14 protein-coding genes are annotated in these 15,677 nt (G+C 70.5%); 5 read left to right on the top strand and 9 right to left on the bottom strand.

Annotated elements, in window-relative coordinates; all coding sequences use genetic code 11:
* Positions 1-7: 7 nt before the first annotated feature.
* Positions 8-1,621 carry a M48 family metalloprotease gene (locus G3A44_RS07320; RefSeq protein ID WP_239061743.1) on the bottom strand — a complete coding sequence of 538 codons (1,614 nt, stop codon included), beginning with the start codon at positions 1,619-1,621 and terminating at the stop codon, positions 8-10.
* 108 nt (positions 1,622-1,729) lie between these two features.
* Between G3A44_RS07320 and moaC the strand changes: the two genes are divergently transcribed.
* Complete coding sequence (gene moaC, locus G3A44_RS07325; RefSeq protein WP_163456855.1) at positions 1,730-2,215, top strand: cyclic pyranopterin monophosphate synthase MoaC; 486 nt, start codon at positions 1,730-1,732, stop codon at positions 2,213-2,215.
* 16 nt (positions 2,216-2,231) lie between these two features.
* Here the strand turns inward: moaC and G3A44_RS07330 are convergent, their stop codons facing one another.
* From G3A44_RS07330 to G3A44_RS07345, 4 genes are all read right to left on the bottom strand, one after another.
* Positions 2,232-4,058: a PglL family O-oligosaccharyltransferase gene (locus G3A44_RS07330; protein WP_163456856.1), complete on the bottom strand. Its 1,827-nt coding sequence runs from the start codon at positions 4,056-4,058 to the stop codon at positions 2,232-2,234.
* Between the two features lie 27 nt (positions 4,059-4,085).
* On the bottom strand, positions 4,086-5,213 hold the full coding sequence (locus G3A44_RS07335; protein ID WP_163456857.1) for a 3-deoxy-7-phosphoheptulonate synthase: 1,128 nt from the start codon (positions 5,211-5,213) through the stop codon (positions 4,086-4,088).
* 225 nt (positions 5,214-5,438) lie between these two features.
* On the bottom strand, positions 5,439-6,779 hold the full coding sequence (locus tag G3A44_RS07340) for a sulfatase (protein ID WP_163456858.1): 1,341 nt from the start codon (positions 6,777-6,779) through the stop codon (positions 5,439-5,441).
* A 24-nt stretch (positions 6,780-6,803) separates the two neighbouring features.
* Positions 6,804-7,457, bottom strand: coding sequence for an acyltransferase (locus G3A44_RS07345; protein WP_163456859.1), 654 nt, complete (start codon positions 7,455-7,457; stop codon positions 6,804-6,806).
* 184 nt (positions 7,458-7,641) lie between these two features.
* On the opposite strand from G3A44_RS07345, the gene G3A44_RS07350 reads away from it, so the two are divergent.
* Positions 7,642-9,030 (top strand): hypothetical protein, encoded by a 1,389-nt coding sequence (locus G3A44_RS07350; protein WP_163456860.1) that lies wholly within the window; start codon positions 7,642-7,644, stop codon positions 9,028-9,030.
* 15 nt (positions 9,031-9,045) lie between these two features.
* Here the strand turns inward: G3A44_RS07350 and G3A44_RS07355 are convergent, their stop codons facing one another.
* The 3 genes from G3A44_RS07355 to rsmI all read right to left on the bottom strand — a co-directional run bounded on the left by G3A44_RS07355 (position 9,046) and on the right by rsmI (position 12,957).
* Positions 9,046-10,347: a glycosyltransferase family 2 protein gene (locus G3A44_RS07355; protein ID WP_163456861.1), complete on the bottom strand. Its 1,302-nt coding sequence runs from the start codon at positions 10,345-10,347 to the stop codon at positions 9,046-9,048.
* 46 nt (positions 10,348-10,393) lie between these two features.
* Entirely contained in the window at positions 10,394-11,857 is a 1,464-nt protein-coding gene (gene tldD, locus G3A44_RS07360) for a metalloprotease TldD (RefSeq protein WP_163456862.1), read from the bottom strand.
* Between the two features lie 107 nt (positions 11,858-11,964).
* Positions 11,965-12,957: a 16S rRNA (cytidine(1402)-2'-O)-methyltransferase gene (rsmI, locus tag G3A44_RS07365; protein WP_375138638.1), complete on the bottom strand. Its 993-nt coding sequence runs from the start codon at positions 12,955-12,957 to the stop codon at positions 11,965-11,967.
* On the opposite strand from rsmI, the gene G3A44_RS07370 reads away from it, so the two are divergent.
* The 3 genes from G3A44_RS07370 to G3A44_RS07380 all read left to right on the top strand — a co-directional run bounded on the left by G3A44_RS07370 (position 12,956) and on the right by G3A44_RS07380 (position 14,772).
* Positions 12,956-13,354, top strand: a complete 399-nt coding sequence (locus tag G3A44_RS07370; protein ID WP_163456863.1) for a YraN family protein — start codon at positions 12,956-12,958, stop codon at positions 13,352-13,354. The genes rsmI and G3A44_RS07370 overlap by 2 nt on opposite strands.
* A gap of 86 nt (positions 13,355-13,440) precedes the next feature.
* Positions 13,441-14,034, top strand: a complete 594-nt coding sequence (locus G3A44_RS07375; RefSeq protein ID WP_163456864.1) for an SIS domain-containing protein — start codon at positions 13,441-13,443, stop codon at positions 14,032-14,034.
* 54 nt (positions 14,035-14,088) lie between these two features.
* A complete protein-coding gene (locus G3A44_RS07380) occupies positions 14,089-14,772 on the top strand; it encodes a BON domain-containing protein (RefSeq protein WP_163456865.1) in 684 nt (227 codons plus the stop codon).
* A gap of 7 nt (positions 14,773-14,779) precedes the next feature.
* Here the strand turns inward: G3A44_RS07380 and G3A44_RS07385 are convergent, their stop codons facing one another.
* Positions 14,780-15,673: an NAD(P)-dependent oxidoreductase gene (locus G3A44_RS07385; protein WP_163456866.1), complete on the bottom strand. Its 894-nt coding sequence runs from the start codon at positions 15,671-15,673 to the stop codon at positions 14,780-14,782.
* Positions 15,674-15,677: the final 4 nt, after the last annotated feature.

A 15,677-nucleotide genomic window follows, 5' to 3' on the forward strand; every position in this document is an offset into this window, starting at 1 on the left:
CGCCCCCTTAATCCGGCCGCTCCCCGCGCGCCTCGGCCAGCAGCCGGCGCTTCTCGGCCTCCAGTTCGCGCAGCCGGGACTGGACGATGGCCACCTCCATGTAGTCGGCCTTGGGGTCCTGCTGCACCGACTGCTGCGCCGCCCGGAAACGGTCCACGGCGCCGACCACATCGCCCTGGGCGGCGGCGGCCTCGGCGGCGGCGCGCTGCGCGCGCAGCGTCTGGCCCTGGGCCTCGGCCAACTGCGACAGGGTCTGCCAGGCCAACACATCCCGGCGGTGTTCAATCACCCAGGTCTGCAGGGCCTGCGTCTCACGGCGCAGCACGCCCTCGGTGCCTGCCACGCCATGGCGGCGCAGCAGCAAACCCGCCTGGGCGCGGGCCAGCAACGCCGCCCGACCGGGGCGTGCGGCCAAGGCGCCGCCGTCCTGCAGCAGGGCCAGGGCCTGAGGCCCCTGGCGCAGTGCGCTCACCTCCAGCTGCAGCAGGTCCAGCACGCCGGCCACCGCCGGCAGGGTGGCCAGCCGGCCGCCCTCCAGCGCCTGGGCCGAGCGCAGGAAGGCCTCGGCCCGCTCCGGCTCACGCAGTTGCAGCGAGGCCAGCGCCGCCGCGTAGTGCTGCCCCAAGCGCGTGGTCTCGGGCTGTCCGGCAGGGGCGGCGGCGCTGGCGCTGTCCTGCAGCCGCCGCCAGGCCTGCTCGCTGCGGTCCACCAAGGCACGGGCACGGCCCTGCATCAGGGCGTGCAGGGCCAGGACCTCGGCCGGGGCGGCCCCCGGCTCGGCCCCCGAGGCGCGCAGGCGCGCCTCGGAAATGCGCTCTATGGTCAGCGGGTGGCTGCGCAGATAGGGGTACTGGTTGCTGTCGTTCAAGCGCGCGCCGGCGTCGAGCTTCTCGAACATGCCGGCCATGCCCCAGGCGGAAAAGCCCGCCTCGCTGAGCACCTGCTGGCCGATGCGGTCGGCCTCGCGCTCCATCTCGCGGGAGAAGTTGAGCTGACCCTGCATGGCCGCGGCCTGCCCGCCCATGATGACCGCCTGCGCCCCGTCCACCGCGGTGGAGCGCGAAGCCACCAGGATGCCCAGCAGGATGGCCGCCATGGAGGCCATGCCCTGCCGCTGCGAGTTCTCCATGCTGCGGGCAATGTGCCGCTGGGTGACGTGGGTCAGCTCGTGGGCCAGCACCGAAGCCAGCTCATCGCTGCTGGCCGTCATGGCGATCAGGCCCAGGTGGACCCCGACAAAGCCCCCCGGCAGGGCAAAGGCATTGACCGAGCGGTCACGCACCTGGAAGAGCTCCCAGCCGTAAGTGCGGTCCAGGTCGGGATTGATCTCGCCCCGGGCGCGCGCGGCCTGCAGCAGCCGGCTCCACAGCGGCTGCAGGTAGTCGCTCAGCAGGGGGTCGTCCAAGTAGTCCGGATCACGGCGCACCTCGCGCATGATCCGCTCGCCCAGGCGACGCTCGCCCAGGATGTCCAGGCCCTCGGAGGAGGCATCGCCCAGGGCTGGCAGACTGCTCTGGGCCCTGGCGGGGGCCAGGGGCGCGGCGCCTGCCCCCATCAGGCACAGGGCCAGGGCCAGCGCCCGCAGGCGGCTGGGCGGTGCTGAGGCGGGGCGTGCGGTCAAGGCGGGAAATCCTGGCTGGCGGGCGGCAGCCGGCCGCGGGGCCGGGACGCCCGGGAAAAAGGGCGCCGATATCATCGCACCGGTTTGTCAAGCGCAGGTGGCCGCCCCATGTCCTCTTCTCCCCTCACCCATTTCGACGCCCAGGGCCAGGCCCATATGGTGGACGTGGCCGCCAAGGCCGACACCCACCGCGTCGCCCGCGCCGCCGGCGTCATCCAGATGCTGCCGGCCACGCTGGCCCTGATCCAGGCCGGTCAAGCCGCCAAGGGCGACGTGATCGGCATCGCGCGCATCGCCGCCATCCAGGCGGCCAAGCGCACCAGCGAGCTGATCCCCCTGTGCCACCCCCTGCCGCTGACCCGCGTGGCGGTGGACTTCAGCCTGCATCAGGACCCGCCGCGGGTGGAATGCACCGTGCAGGCGGAGACAGTGGGCAAGACCGGCGTCGAGATGGAAGCCCTGACCGCCGTGCAGGTCGGCCTGCTCACCATCTACGACATGTGCAAGGCCGCCGACAAGGGCATGGTCATGACCGACGTGCGCCTGCTGGAGAAGCAGGGCGGCAAGAGCGGGCATTGGGTGGCGCCCGCCTGAGGCGCGCCGGCGCCGCTCACCGCCGGGCGCGTGCCGGATCCAGGGCCTGGAAGGCGCGCCAGTCGGCCGGGGTCTGCGGCGCTTCGCACTGCACCGGCCGCGGCGATTGCTGGGCCAGCGGGTCCTGACATTCGGCCAGGAACTCCCGCGAATCGGGGTTGCCGAATTCCCGCAGCCGCTGCGCCAGGTGGCGCGCCAGCTCCCGGTCGCCCTGGGCCTCCAGGGCACGCAGCCAGACCAGCATCAAGCGGGTGTCCAGCAGCGAGTGCGCCGTGCGCCAAGCCGGTGCCAAGGCCCGCTCCAGCGGGTCGGCCAGCGTGGCCGCCGCATAGTCGGCATGGTGGCCATAGAGCGGACTGCGCTGGCCGGCCGCGATGCGCTGATCCAGCGGCGGCGCGTGCGGCCCGGGCTGGTAGATGACGACCACACGCTGGTAGTCCAGCGCGGCCGCCAAGGCGCCCAGCACCAGGACGGCACCGGCCGCGGTGGTCAGCCGCCGCCCCTGCGGCCAGGGCTGCACGCCCTGCACCGCGTCGGCCGGTGCGGCCCAGGCGCCGGCGCGCAGGGCACGCCCCAGTGCCCAGGCGGTGGGCAGCAGGAAGTACAGGTACCAAAGCGGGTACTCAAACAAGCTGTGCAGACCGGCCAGCAGCACGATCATCCAGGCGCCGCGGGCGGTCACCCCCTCATCGCCCGGGGCGGCGGCGGCGGCACGGCCGGCCAGCACGGCAGCAGCCCCCAACCCCAGCAGGACCAGCCCGCCCAGCGGCAGGCCCAGCTCCACCAGCCACTGCAAGGCCAGGTTGTGGCTGTGGTCGAAGAAGGGAGGGGGCCGCTGCGGCAGGGGCGAGAGGCTCCAGGCAAAGTTGAAGTTGCCAAAGCCCACGCCGGTCCAGGGCTCCCGCGCGATGAGGGTGAGGGTGTCGCGCCAGATGCCCAGCCGGGAGGAGCGCAGGTCGTTCTCGGCCAGCCGCGCCTGCCCGCCAAAGGTGCGTGCAGCGGCCTCGGCCCAGGCCGACATCAGCAGCCAGCCCCCCAGGTACAACAAAGGCGTGACCACCAGGGACCAGCGCACCGCGGGCCGCAGCCGCTTGTCGCACAGCCCCCACACCGCCAGCAGCAGGATGCCCGCCACGCCGGTGCGGCTGGCGGTGAGCACCACCGCCAGCACCAGCAGCAGGCCCATGGCCGCGGCCAGCCCGTCGGGCAGGCGCTGGCCCAGCCAGCGCCCTCGGTGGGCCATCACGGCCAGCGCCATCAGGCCCCAGATGAGCAGGGTGCTGAGGTGGTTGGGCTGGCGCAGGTTGCCCACGGCACGCCCGGCCAGGCTGGTGCGCGCCAGCCACTGGCCGTCGGCGGCGGCCGGCCAGAAGACTTGCACCAGCCCGACGAGCGCCGACAGCAGCGCCGCCGTCAGCAGCCCGCCCAACACCCAATCGGTGGCGGCGTCATCGCCCTGCCGTGGCGGCGCAGCCGCCCACAGCATCACTCCCAGCGCGGCGGCCACCCCCAGCGCCGGGCCCAGCGCCAGCGGCCCGGGCAGGCCCTGCCAGGCCGACAGGGCAATGCCTGCCAGGATCAGCAACAGTGCAGCCGACGGCACCGCCAGCCGCCGGGCCACGGCCCCGGACCAGCACGCCGCCGGCGGTGCCAGCAGCAGCAGCAGGCCCCAGGCGGCCACCGCCAGCAACTGGTTGACCACCGTGGTGGACGGGCTCAGGCTGGAAGCCACCAGGAAAGGCAGCGCCAGCAAGGCCAGCAACACCGGACTGCGCGAGTCGTGCCACAGGGGCACCGGACCAGGCGCGCGCGGCGGGAGGGAGGAGGCGGAAGCGTCGGTCATGCGGGGCCGGAAGGGGGCGGGGCCAGGTCAGCCGCGGCGGGCCTGAACCGCGGCGCTCAACAGCGCCAGCACCTGCTCCGTGTCGTCCCAGCCGATGCAGGCGTCGGTGATGCTCTGGCCGTAGCAGAGCTTGGCCGGATCGTCCTTGCCCGGAGAGAACTTCTGCGCACCCGCCACCAGATGGCTCTCGATCATCACGCCGAAGACCTGCCGGCTGCCCTGCTGGAGCTGGGCGGCGATGTCCCGGGCCACGTCGATCTGGCGCTGGTGCTGCTTGCTGGAGTTGGCGTGGCTGCAGTCCACCATCAGGCTGGCGGGCAGCTTGGCGGCGGCCAGCTCCTGGCAAGCCGCCGTCACGCTGACGGCATCATAGTTCGGGGTCTTGCCGCCGCGCAGGATGACGTGGCAGTCCTTGTTGCCCTTGGTCTGGACGATGGCCACCTGCCCGTTCTTGTGCACCGACAGGAAATGGTGGGGCCGGGCCGCCGCCTGGATGGCGTCCACGGCAATGCGCAGATTGCCGTCGGTGCCGTTCTTGAACCCGATGGGGGCCGACAGGCCGGAAGCCAGTTCGCGGTGCACCTGGCTCTCGGTGGTGCGCGCGCCGATGGCGCCCCAGCTGATCAGGTCGCCGATGTACTGCGGGCTGATGGTGTCGAGGAACTCGCTGGCCGCGGGGACCCCCTGGCGGTTGATCTCCAGCAGCAGCTGGCGGGCGATGCGCAGGCCCTCGTCGATGCGGTAGCTCTCATCCAGGTAGGGGTCGTTGATCAGCCCCTTCCAGCCCACCGTGGTGCGCGGCTTCTCGAAGTACACCCGCATCACCACCTCCAGGCTGTCCTGGTACTTCTCGCGCAGCGGACGCAGGCGGCGCGCGTAGTCGATGGCGGCGGCCGGGTCGTGGATCGAACACGGGCCCACGATGACCAGCAGGCGGTCGTCCTTACCGTGCAGGATGTGGCGCACGGTCTGGCGGGTCTCCTTGACCAGACGCTCGACGGGACCGCCGGCGATGGGGAAGAAGCGGATCAGGTGCTCGGGGGGGGGCAAGGGGGTCACCTCCTGGATGCGCAGGTCGTCGGTCTCGCTGGTGCGTTCACGCAGCGACCAGGCACTGGGGTTGTCCACGGGGGCGGCGGTCTTGGTGGCGTTCATCAGGTCTTCTCCGGTGGATGGGATCGGGTGGATCGATCAGGGACGTGGCGCCTTGCTGCGGACCGGCGAAAAAAAACCGCCGGGGCTGCCGGCGGTCTTCTGGGGGTGTTCGCTTCGCTGTTTCTCAGGTGCGCGCGTTTGCCTCTCCAGCCGCCAGACGGGGCGAGAACCAAAAGTAGGCAAAGAAAAATCGCGAAGCGCGCATAGCCGTTGAATGTAGCACGATCAAGTGGGCAGGTGCCGGGCCAGCTCGGCGATGACACCGGCGTAGGCCGGATCCCCGGCCAGGTTGCGGTGCTCACCCGGGTCGGCCTGCTCGTCATAGAGCTCCTGCTCTCCCCGGGCATAACGGATGTAGCGCCAGCGGCTGTCACGCACGGCGAAGTTGTGCTGATCCAGTGTCGTGACCACAGGCTCGCTCCAGCTGAGGTCGGCCTGGGTCATGAGCGGTGTCAAGTCACGACCGTCCATGGCGTAGGTGGGCTTCACCCCACACTGGCTCATCAGGGTAGGGGCCAGGTCCGCCAGGCTCACACAGGAATCAATGGCGCGGCCAAGGCGCTGCCCTGGCAGGCGGATCAGGAACGGCACCCGGGTGGCGTGCTCCCACAGCGCCAGCTTGTGCCAATGGAACTTCTCCCCCAGATGGAAGCCATGGTCACTCCAGAGCACCACGATGGTGTTGGCCGCATGGGGACTGGCCTCCAGGGCGGCGATGAGCCGGCCAATCTGCTCATCCACCCAGGAGATGGTGGCCAGATAGCCCTGGACGGCGGAGGCCCAGAGGTCCTGCCGCACGATGCACTCGTGGAATTTCCACTTGAGCGCAAAGGCCTTGGCCTCCGGCCCCAAATCCTCCAGCTCATCCGCAGGCACGGTGGGCAGGATGAGCTGGTCCAGCGGATACAGGTCGATGAACCGCTGCGGCGTGTACCAGGCGACGTGGTTGCGATAGAGCCCCACCGACAGGCAGAACGGCCGCCCGACCGCCTGTGCCTTGAGGAAGTCAATGCCCCGCTGGGCCAGGATGTAGTCGGGCTGCCCGGACTCCAGTCCCGGGGCAGGCCCCCAGTCAAATGCCCCCTGAAAGTCCAGATCCGTGCTGCCATGGACCGCGGGGCACTGCTTGTTGTGGTACGGCCGGCTCACCGGCACGGGTTGTGACAGGGCGCCGGCCCACTCATGGTCAATCTTGCCGTGGCGCTGCACCTGATAGCCGGCGCCCGCCAGCATCTGGTCGAACTGCAGCTTGCCTGGATTTTTGGACTTGAAGGTCGCGCTGAGGTCGTACACGCCCGTGGACTGCGGAGACAAGCCCGACAGGACGCTGGCCCGGGAGGCGGAGCACACCGGGACCGTGCAGTAGGCACGGCGGAAGTTGAAGGCGCTGGCCGCCAGGGCATCCATGTGCGGCGTCTTGGCCTGCGGATGCCCCAGGAAACCGACCCAGTCATTCAGGTCATCCAGGGCAATGTTGAGGATGTTGGGGGTGAGCTGCCCGCTGCCCGATCCGCAGCCCGTCAGTGCCGCGCCAAGGGCGAGTTGAAGAAGTTCGCGTCGTTGCATGAATTGGGTTCTGGAGGATCAGATTCAACGGCCACGCCACCAATTGAACAGCTTGGCTCGCGGCACCGCTGCAGGGGTTTCGGTGGCTTTCATGGGCAGGCGGCGGCGGTCCCAGGTCACGCCAGTGCGCAACACGCGGGCCGGCACCCCGGCAGCCAGGCTGCCGGCGGCCAGGTCGTCGGCCACGATCGACCCCGCCCCCACCACGCAATCCTGCCCGATCTGGACGCCCTTGAGCACATAAACGCCAAAGCCCAGCCAGACATGGTCGCCGATGAGCACGTCCCCCGGCGGGTTGAGGCGCTCCCCAGTGGCCGCATCCAGGATGCTGTGCATGTCGCTGGTATCCATGCGCACCTGCCCGGCAAACATGCAGTCCCGCCCGATGCGGATGCGCCCGGCCTCATGCATCGTGATCTTGGCGCCCATCATGGTCGTCTTCTCGCCGATGGTCAGCGCGGTGTCGCGCTCCTTGAGCACGAACTCTCCTATCAGGACGCAGGACGCGCCGATGTGGACCGTGCAGCCGTCGGCCGCGATTTCAAACCGGGCGTTCTGCAACCGGCAACCGGCGGCGATGGTGATCTCATTGCCGGAGCCCGTCACCAACAACTGCCCCGCCTGCACCGACTTGTCAACGGTGATGCGGTTGTCTTTGCCCTCGTCCTTGATGTTCATGCGTGTGCCTGGCCGCCAGGGGTGGATCTGAAGTCGATCGCAGTCTAACGGCCCTGGCCCGCTGCGCCCACGCGGGCGCTCGCCCCTACCCGTGCGCCAACACGACCTCAAGCTGCGCCAGGGAGTTGCCGACATCCCGGTCAGACGGCGCGGTGTGTGCGCCTGGATGCATGAGGAGTTGGCCATGGAAAAGCGGCCCCGCCCTTGGGCGCAACTGTCAGCGGGCCGGAGCCCACGCGGCGCGGCGTGGCGCTTTGCGGCAATCGTCGGCGGTCTGGTGGCCACCAGCGTCATTTCCGTGGCCTGCGGAGGCGGTGGCAGTGCAGACGCCAACCCAGACAGCCCACCCGACCAGGACATGCTGGACGACGGCCAGAGCACAGGCCCGGTACTGGCCACGGCCAACGGCGAATTCCTGTTCCGCCCGGACAGCAAGATGACAGAAGCGGCCACACTGGACCGCGTGGCCGGCGGCACCGCCCTGGCCCTGGCCTGGAACCCCTCTGAAGCCAAGACGGCCTTGCGCCCGGGCATGAAGGTGCTGTTCTTCGGTCGGGCCACGCAGTGCGACAACAGCCGTCAAGGCCCGCTGGACTCCTTCGATGACGCCCGGCTGCTGGACGTGGCCCAACGCACCGGCATGGCCGCCCAGGCCGTCCCTGCCACGCTGCGCTGGACCCCCGTCGGCACGGTGGACCGCTGCACGGGCGAAGCGCCCTGGCTGGGGGGGGACGCCGCCGCCTTCCTCTCGCCCGACGACGAGCACGGAGGGGTGGCGCTGCTGACCACCACCGGCGCCCGGGAAGACGGCAGCAAACCCTTCTTCGACACCTTCACGGCCGATGGACAGGATGGTGCGGGCACCAACAACTACCTGCAAGTCGGCATCGTCTCCTTCCGCATGAACCCAAGCGCCACGACTGCGCTCAAGCCGTGGGCCGGCGGCAAGCCAGCCCGGGTGCAAAGCACCCAAACCCTGGGGACGGCCACGGTGGAAGGCGGCAATGGCCAGCTGGTACAAGCCAAGCAGCAAATTGGTCTGAGCTTCCTCAACCGCCAGTGCTTTGCAGAGCGGCGCAGCTCCCCGTGCCAGCTGCAGTACATCCTCACGACGGCCATCGTGCGCCGGGGGGTGCAGGACTGGTCCGAGGTGGGCTGGTTCCGGCGGGCCAATGTGCTGTTCGACCCGGTGCAGGGCGGCATTGCCGTCATGGATGGGCGCATCGGCACCAGCGGCACCGACACCGTCGATGCCGAACACCGCCTGCCACTGTGGTCCTCACAAGGCTCCGCAACGCAGCACGGCACCTTCAGTGCACGCACCTTTGACGTGACCATCAGCTTTGAGCAGTTCCAGAATGCGCTGAAGATCATCGCGGCCCGCAAGCATGGCGTGCCCCTGGCCTCCGTGGACGCGGCACGGATGGTCGAGTTCTGGGGCGGCGGTTGGAACGACACCAGCCAATGGGTCCTGCTCTCCACCGACGTCGGCCAGGAGGTCTACAACCCGGACACCGCGTTCCGCGCCGAACTCGGTGGTGGCTTCCGGCACCTGTATGTGGGCCAGCAGTGAGCCCTGTCCCAGCGCTCAGGCCCGAGGAGCGAGCAGGGCCTCGGGTGACAGGCCCGCGTCGATCAGGGCCTGGTGCGCCCGGCGCCGCTGGGCAAGCAGGGGATCCAGGGTTTCACGCCAGTCTGGCATCAGGTGGTCCATGACTGCGGTGACAGGCAAGGGATCGCGGAGCAGTGCGGCGGCGGCATGTTGCTCCAGGTGGGTGCGCATCACCGACCGCAAACCGGCCACGCCGCGCTGACAGACCTGCTTGTACCAGGCGGACCAGTGCGTGCCGATCGGCGCGGCGCCCAACTGGGCGGCCGCCTCCAGCGCACGACCACCATTGACGATCTTGCCGAGGAACTGGGCCTCGGAACGGACGGGATACTCCCGCATGGTCAGGCCCCGCGGCGAGGCGTACGCGACCGGCGGGGCGTCGGCAGCAGACTCCACCAAACGGTGGTTGCCCGCACCAACGGCCAGCCCCCCGCGGCCCGCACGCACCAGCACCTTGTTGGAGACTTGGAACGGCAGCTTGCGGCTCAGGAGGCGCTCCGAAAAATGAGCGCTCTCCAGCGCATCGTCTCCTTCGGTCAGCCCGTAGACGCTCTTGGGCATCACCAGCGCCTGGGCCGGGCCCGCGTCGGCCAAGACCTCGTCCCACGGCCGGTGCAGGCAGAGGAATTCATCGGCATCGACCAGCAGCAGCCAGGCCACATCCGGCCAGATCTGCTCGACGAAAGCGCAGGCCGCCGTCATCTTCTGACCCTGCAGGTAGGCCACGACCGGGTCATGCAACCGGTAGACCACGGCGTCGGCAAAACGCTGCTCGAACAGGCAGACCAAGGGGCCGGTCTGGTCCGTGGAACCGTTGTCCATCAGGAAGAAACGCCTGACGCCCAGGGCATAGTGCCAGACCAGATTGAAGAGGATGATGTCCTCCTCGTTCTTGACCATGCCCACGTAGGCCAGGTCCGGCCGCGGCGGCAGGCCCTGGGTGAGCACCGGGGAGACGTCTTCCAGGTCCATGCCGGCGAGGTGCGCCGCCAGGCTGAACTCGCGGGACGACAGGGCCTGCAGGCCCGGGCGGTCGGTCAGCGCCTTGAACTGCCCGGCCTTGAGCAGCTGCACCGCCAGGCGCCGCCCCACCACAGCGTCCCCGTGGCGGTCAAAGTAGGCCTGGAGCAGTGCCAGCGATTCTTCGGTGCGCTTGCTGTCAGCCAAGTGGGTGGCCTGCTCCAGCACCTGCTTGCGCTCTTTGGCGCGCAAGCCGTCGGCCAGCTTCTGCGCAGAGGCCAGGGGCTTGCCCCAACTCATCCAGGACGGCTTGTTCATGCCTCTTTCACCCGTCGACGGTGCACGGGAGCAGACCCGGGCGCACTCACGCCGTGCCGCCCACCGTCAGCCCGTCAATGCGCAGCGTGGGCTGTCCCACGCCCACGGGCACGCTCTGGCCTTCCTTGCCGCACACGCCCACGCCGGCGTCCAGGCTCAGGTCACGGCCGATCATGCTCACCCGGTTCATGGCGTCCGGACCGTTGCCGATCAGGGTGGCCCCCTTGACCGGGTACTGGATCTTGCCGTTCTCGACCCAGTAGGCCTCCGAGGCGGAGAACACAAACTTGCCCGAGGTGATGTCCACCTGCCCCCCGCCAAAATTGGTGGCGTACAGGCCGCGCTTGATGCTGGCCACGATCTCCTGCGGATCCTTGTCGCCGGCCAGCATGTAGGTGTTGGTCATGCGCGGCATGGGCACATGGGCGTAGCTCTCGCGACGGCCGTTGCCGGTGGGCTTGACCCCCATCAGGCGGGCGTTGAGGCTGTCCTGGATGTAGCCGCGCAGGATGCCGTCCTCGATCAGCACATTGCGCTGGCTGGGGTGGCCTTCGTCGTCGATGTTGAGGCTGCCGCGGCGGTCGGCCAGGGTGCCGTCGTCCAGCACGGTCACGCCCTTGGCGGCCACGCGCTCGCCAATGCGGCCGGAGAAGGTGGAGGAACCCTTGCGGTTGAAGTCGCCCTCCAGCCCGTGGCCCACCGCCTCGTGCAGCAGCACGCCCGGCCATCCGGGGCCCAGCACCACGGTCATCATGCCGGCCGGCGCCGGCCGGCTTTCCAGATTGGTCAGGGCGGCGCCCACGGCCTGGTCCACATAGGCCTGCAGTTGCTCCTGCTGGAAGTAGCCCAGCCCAAATCGACCCCCACCGCCGCCGGAACCCACCTCCCGGCGGCCGTTCTGCTCGGCGATGACCGTGATGGACAGGCGCACCAGCGGGCGCACGTCGGCGGCCCGGGTGCCGTCGGCGCGGGCGACCAGGACCACGTCATATTCGGCGGCCAGGCCGGCCATCACCTGCACCACCCGCGGGTCCTTGGCGCGCGCCATGCGTTCCACCCGCTCCAGCAGGGCCACCTTCTGGGTGCTGTCCAGCGTGGCAATGGGATCGAGCGCGGGATAGAGCAGGCGGCTGCGGGCCACCTGCGGCTTGCGCGCCAGCTTGACACGGCGGTTCTGCCCGGCCGCGGCGATGGCGCGCACCGTGGTGGCGGCGTCCAGCAGGGCGGCTTCGGACAGGTCGTCGGAGTAGGCGAAGGCGGTCTTCTCGCCCGCCACCGCGCGCACGCCCACCCCCTGGTCGATGGAGAAGCTGCCGCTCTTGACGATGCCCTCCTCCAAGCTCCAGCCCTCGGCCCGGGTGTACTGGAAGTACAGGTCGGCGTCGTCCACCTGGTGCTGGGCGATGGTGCCCAAGGCCTTGGCGAGCGAGGCTTCGCCCAGGCCATAAGGGTCCAGCAGGAGGCTCTGGGCGACAGCCAGTCGTTCGAGGGTGGTTTCGCGCGAGATCATCAAATGATTGTAGGAGGGGGGCTGCGGCGGCGGCCGCCGGATTTACAGGGACGAACCAAGGGAGATACCCCGCCATCGGCCCTGCGGCCCCAGCGGTCCGGGCGGGCCTACCCGCGCGCGTCGCCCGCCTCGTCGCCCGCCCCACCGCGGGCGTCGTCCAGGTCATCGCCCGCCTCCTGCCCGCGGCGCCGGGCCAGGGCCTCCTGGTAGAGCGCCTTGCGGGGCACCCCCGTGAGCTCCGCCGCCAGGGCCGCCGCCTGCTTGAGCGGCAGCTCCCGCAGCAGCACCTCCAGCGTGCGCAGGGCTTGCGGCGGCAGGCCGTCGGCAGCGGCCGCCGCCTTGGGCTCGGCATGCAGCACCAGGGCGAACTCTCCGCGGCGGTGGCCGGACTCCTCGGCCAGCCAGGCCGGCAGGGCCTGGGCGGGCAGGGTCAGGATCTGCTCGAACTGTTTGGTGAGCTCGCGGCCCACGGTCACGCGCCGGTCGGGACAGGCCTGGGCCAACTGCTCGGCCAAGGCCTCGATGCGGTGTGGCGCCTCGAACAACACCACACTGCCTGCCCGCGCCAGGGCCTGCTGCAGCGCCGCCTGGCGCTCGGCCCCCTTGGGCGGCAGAAAGCCCGCAAACGAGAAGCCGCTGCCCTGGGCGGCGGCCTCGGCATCCCCCGCGGCACAGAGCAGGGTGGCCACGGCGCTGGCCCCCGGCAGGGGCAGCACCCGGTGCCCTGCCGCCCGGACCCGCGACACCAGTACCGCGCCGGGATCGGACACCGCCGGCGTGCCCGCGTCGCTGACCTGGGCCACCCGCTCGCCACGGGCCAGGCGCTCCAGCACCCGGTCGGTGGCGGCTTGCTCGTTGTGCTCGTGCAAGGGGATGAGGGGCTTGGCTTCCAGGCCCAGGTGGCGCAGCAGGCCGCCGGTGACGCGCGTATCCTCGCAAGCCACGGCATCGGCCAGGGCCAGCGCATGCAGGGCACGCAGGCTGAAGTCCGCCAGGTTGCCGATGGGCGTGGCCACCACATACAGGGTGGCCGGCGGAAAGAGCTGGCCGCCGGCCGCCGAGGCGGCGGCCTGCAGCAGGGACGGCGCAGGAGAGGTGATGGTCACGGGCAGCAAGCCTTCTTCAGATGCAACGGGCCGCGCCCGCACCGGCCAGCAGGCCGAGGAGCGGGCCGCGGCCTTCCTGCAGCGGCAGGGCTTGCGCCTGCTGGCCCGCAATTATCGGGTGGCCCTGGGGCCTTACCGCCGCGGCGGCGAGATCGACCTGATCCTGCAGGACCGCGATGGCACGGTGGTGTTCGTGGAAGTGCGGGCCCGGGCGGCCGGGGCCCGGGTGGACGCGGCCGCCAGTGTCACCGCCATCAAGCAGCGCCGTGTGGTGCATGCGGCCCAGCATTACCTGCAGCGCTGGCCCCGGCTGCCGCCCTGCCGCTTTGACGTGGTGGCCGTTGACGGCGAGCAGCTCCAGTGGCTGCAGGCGGCGTTTGAGGCCGGCTGAAACCTGAACGATCGGCCCATTTTGGTGCAGACCCCGCGCCGGCGCCGGGTCGGGGGCAGCCCTGTCCCCACTTATGATGCCGCCCCATGCTCCAAGCCCGTATCCAGCAGCAGTTCTTTGGTGCGGCCGACCTGCTCAACCAGGTGGCCGACATCCTGGCGCGCCCGCTGGAAGAAGCCACCGAAGCGGTGGTCAACTGCCTGACCAATGGCGGCAAGGTCCTGGCCGCCGGCCTGGGCGCCGATGCCGGCCTGGCGGCCCTGCTGTGCGGCCTGCTGCAGCACGGCCATGAACGTGAGCGCCCACCCCTGCCCGCCTTCTGCCTGGGCCCGGGGCTGGGCCTGCCCGCCGGCGCGGGCATCGACCCGGTGGATGCGCTGGTGCGCCAGCTGCAGGTGCTGGGCGCGCCCGGCGACCTGCTGGTGCTGCTGGCGGGCCCGGTGGAGGCCCACGTGCCCCTGCTGACCCTGGCCGAGGCTGCGCGTGAGGCCGACATGAGCCTGCTGCTGTTCACCGGCGGGGAACCCGGACCCTGGATCGAGCATCTGGTGGAAACCGACGTGTGGCTGCCGCTGGCCGAAAGCCGGCCGGCGCAGGTCCGCCAGATCCACCTGGTGGCCGTTCATGCCCTGTGCGACGCGATCGACCTGCAACTGCTGGGGCCCGCCGAAGGCGAATGACGCCGGCCCGTCAGGCGGTGCGCCGTCTTTTCCGCCATTCCTGAAGGAGACCCCATGACCGTACAACATCAGGCCCCGCGACGGGCCGGATGGACTTCCGCCGCCCTGCTGCTGGGTGCGGCCAGCCTGTTGAGCGCTTGCGTGCCCGTGCCGCTGATGATCGGCGGGCTGGCCGCCGGCGGCGTGCTGGTGCAGACCGACCGCCGCACCTCCGGCACCCAGCTGGAGGACCAGAGCATCGAGGTCAAGGCCATGATGCGCGTGCCCAAGGCGCTGGGCGACCGCGGCCACCTCAACTTCACCAGCTACAACCGGGTGGTGCTGATCACCGGCGAGGCGGCCAGCGAGGCCGACCGGGCACTGGCCGCCGACACCGCCAGCCGCATCGAGAACGTGCGCTCGGTGGTCAACGAGGCCGCGGTGATGACCTCCAGCGCCCTGAGCGAGCGCACCCGCGATGGCCTGATCACCACCAAGGTCAAGGCCACGCTGGTGGATGCCGGCGATGTGGAAGCCAACGCCTTCAAGGTGGTGACCGAACGCGGCATCGTCTACCTGATGGGCCTGGTCACCGACAAGGAGGCCGAGCGCGCCACCACCCTCATCCGCACCATCGACGGCGTGCAGAAGGTGGTGCGGGTGACGGAGACGATCTCCGAGGCCCAGCTCATGGAGATCAAGGCCCGCCTGGCCCGTCCGGCCAGCGACAAGCCCGCCTCCACCAAGCCGGCGAGCTGAGCGCGCCTCAGCGCAGGCGGCGGATGAGGCTGGAGGTGTCCCAGCGGCCGCCGCCCAGCGCCTGCACATCGGCGTAGAACTGGTCCACCAGGGCGGTGACGGGCAGCTTGGCGCCGTTGCGGCGGGCCTCGTCCAGCACCAGGCCCAGGTCCTTGCGCATCCAGTCCACGGCAAAGCCGAACTCGAACTGGCCGTCCACCATGGTGTGGCCGCGGTTGTCCATCTGCCAGCTCTGGGCGGCGCCCTTGCCGATGACACCCAGCACCTGCTTCATGTCCAGGCCCGCCTTCTGACCAAAGGCCACGGCCTCGGACAGGCCCTGCACCAGCCCGGCGATGCAAATCTGGTTGACCATCTTGGCCAGCTGACCGGCCCCGCTCTCGCCCACGCGGGTGACCGCGCGCGAGAAGGCCATGGCCACCGGACGCATGGCCTCGAAGGGCGCCTCGTCGCCCCCGCACATCACCGTGAGCACGCCATTGACCGCACCGGCCTGGCCGCCGGAGACCGGCGCATCCACAAAATGCAGGCCCAGGCGGGCGGCCTCGGCGTGCAGCTCGCGCGCCACCTCGGCCGACGCGGTGGTGTGGTCCACCAGGATGGCGCCGGGCGACATGCCCGCAAAGGCGCCGTCCGGGCCCAGGACCACACTGCGCAGGTCGTCGTCGTTGCCCACGCAGGCAAACACGATCTGGGCGCCGGCGGCCGCCTCGCGCGGGGTGGGCGCGCAAGCGCCCCCGGCGTGGGCCTGCACCCAGGCCTGGGCCTTGGCAGCGGTGCGGTTGTAGACGGTGACGGCATGGCCGGCGGCCTGCAGGTGGCCGGCCATGGGGCCGCCCATCACGCCCAAGCCCAGGAAGGCGACGCGGTGGGAGGCGATGGAGTCGTAGGTGCGGGACATGGCA

The organism is Ideonella livida, assembly GCF_010499455.1.
Classification (GTDB): Bacteria; Pseudomonadota; Gammaproteobacteria; order Burkholderiales; family Burkholderiaceae_C; genus Ideonella; species Ideonella livida.

Bases quoted from the DNA above. Each gene is read 5' to 3' on its own strand.
- G3A44_RS07350 (WP_163456860.1), top strand. From the start codon at position 7,642: ATGGAAAAGCGGCCCCGCCCTTGGGCGCAACTGTCAGCGGGCCGGAGC.
- G3A44_RS07370 (WP_163456863.1), top strand. From the start codon at position 12,956: ATGGTCACGGGCAGCAAGCCTTCTTCAGATGCAACGGGCCGCGCCCGC.
- G3A44_RS07330 (WP_163456856.1), bottom strand. From the start codon at position 4,058: ATGACCGACGCTTCCGCCTCCTCCCTCCCGCCGCGCGCGCCTGGTCCG.
- G3A44_RS07375 (WP_163456864.1), top strand. From the start codon at position 13,441: ATGCTCCAAGCCCGTATCCAGCAGCAGTTCTTTGGTGCGGCCGACCTG.
- moaC (WP_163456855.1), top strand. From the start codon at position 1,730: ATGTCCTCTTCTCCCCTCACCCATTTCGACGCCCAGGGCCAGGCCCAT.
- tldD (WP_163456862.1), bottom strand. From the start codon at position 11,857: ATGATCTCGCGCGAAACCACCCTCGAACGACTGGCTGTCGCCCAGAGC.
- G3A44_RS07385 (WP_163456866.1), bottom strand. From the start codon at position 15,673: ATGTCCCGCACCTACGACTCCATCGCCTCCCACCGCGTCGCCTTCCTG.
- G3A44_RS07335 (WP_163456857.1), bottom strand. From the start codon at position 5,213: ATGAACGCCACCAAGACCGCCGCCCCCGTGGACAACCCCAGTGCCTGG.
- G3A44_RS07340 (WP_163456858.1), bottom strand. From the start codon at position 6,779: ATGCAACGACGCGAACTTCTTCAACTCGCCCTTGGCGCGGCACTGACG.
- G3A44_RS07355 (WP_163456861.1), bottom strand. From the start codon at position 10,347: ATGAACAAGCCGTCCTGGATGAGTTGGGGCAAGCCCCTGGCCTCTGCG.
- G3A44_RS07345 (WP_163456859.1), bottom strand. From the start codon at position 7,457: ATGAACATCAAGGACGAGGGCAAAGACAACCGCATCACCGTTGACAAG.
- G3A44_RS07380 (WP_163456865.1), top strand. From the start codon at position 14,089: ATGACCGTACAACATCAGGCCCCGCGACGGGCCGGATGGACTTCCGCC.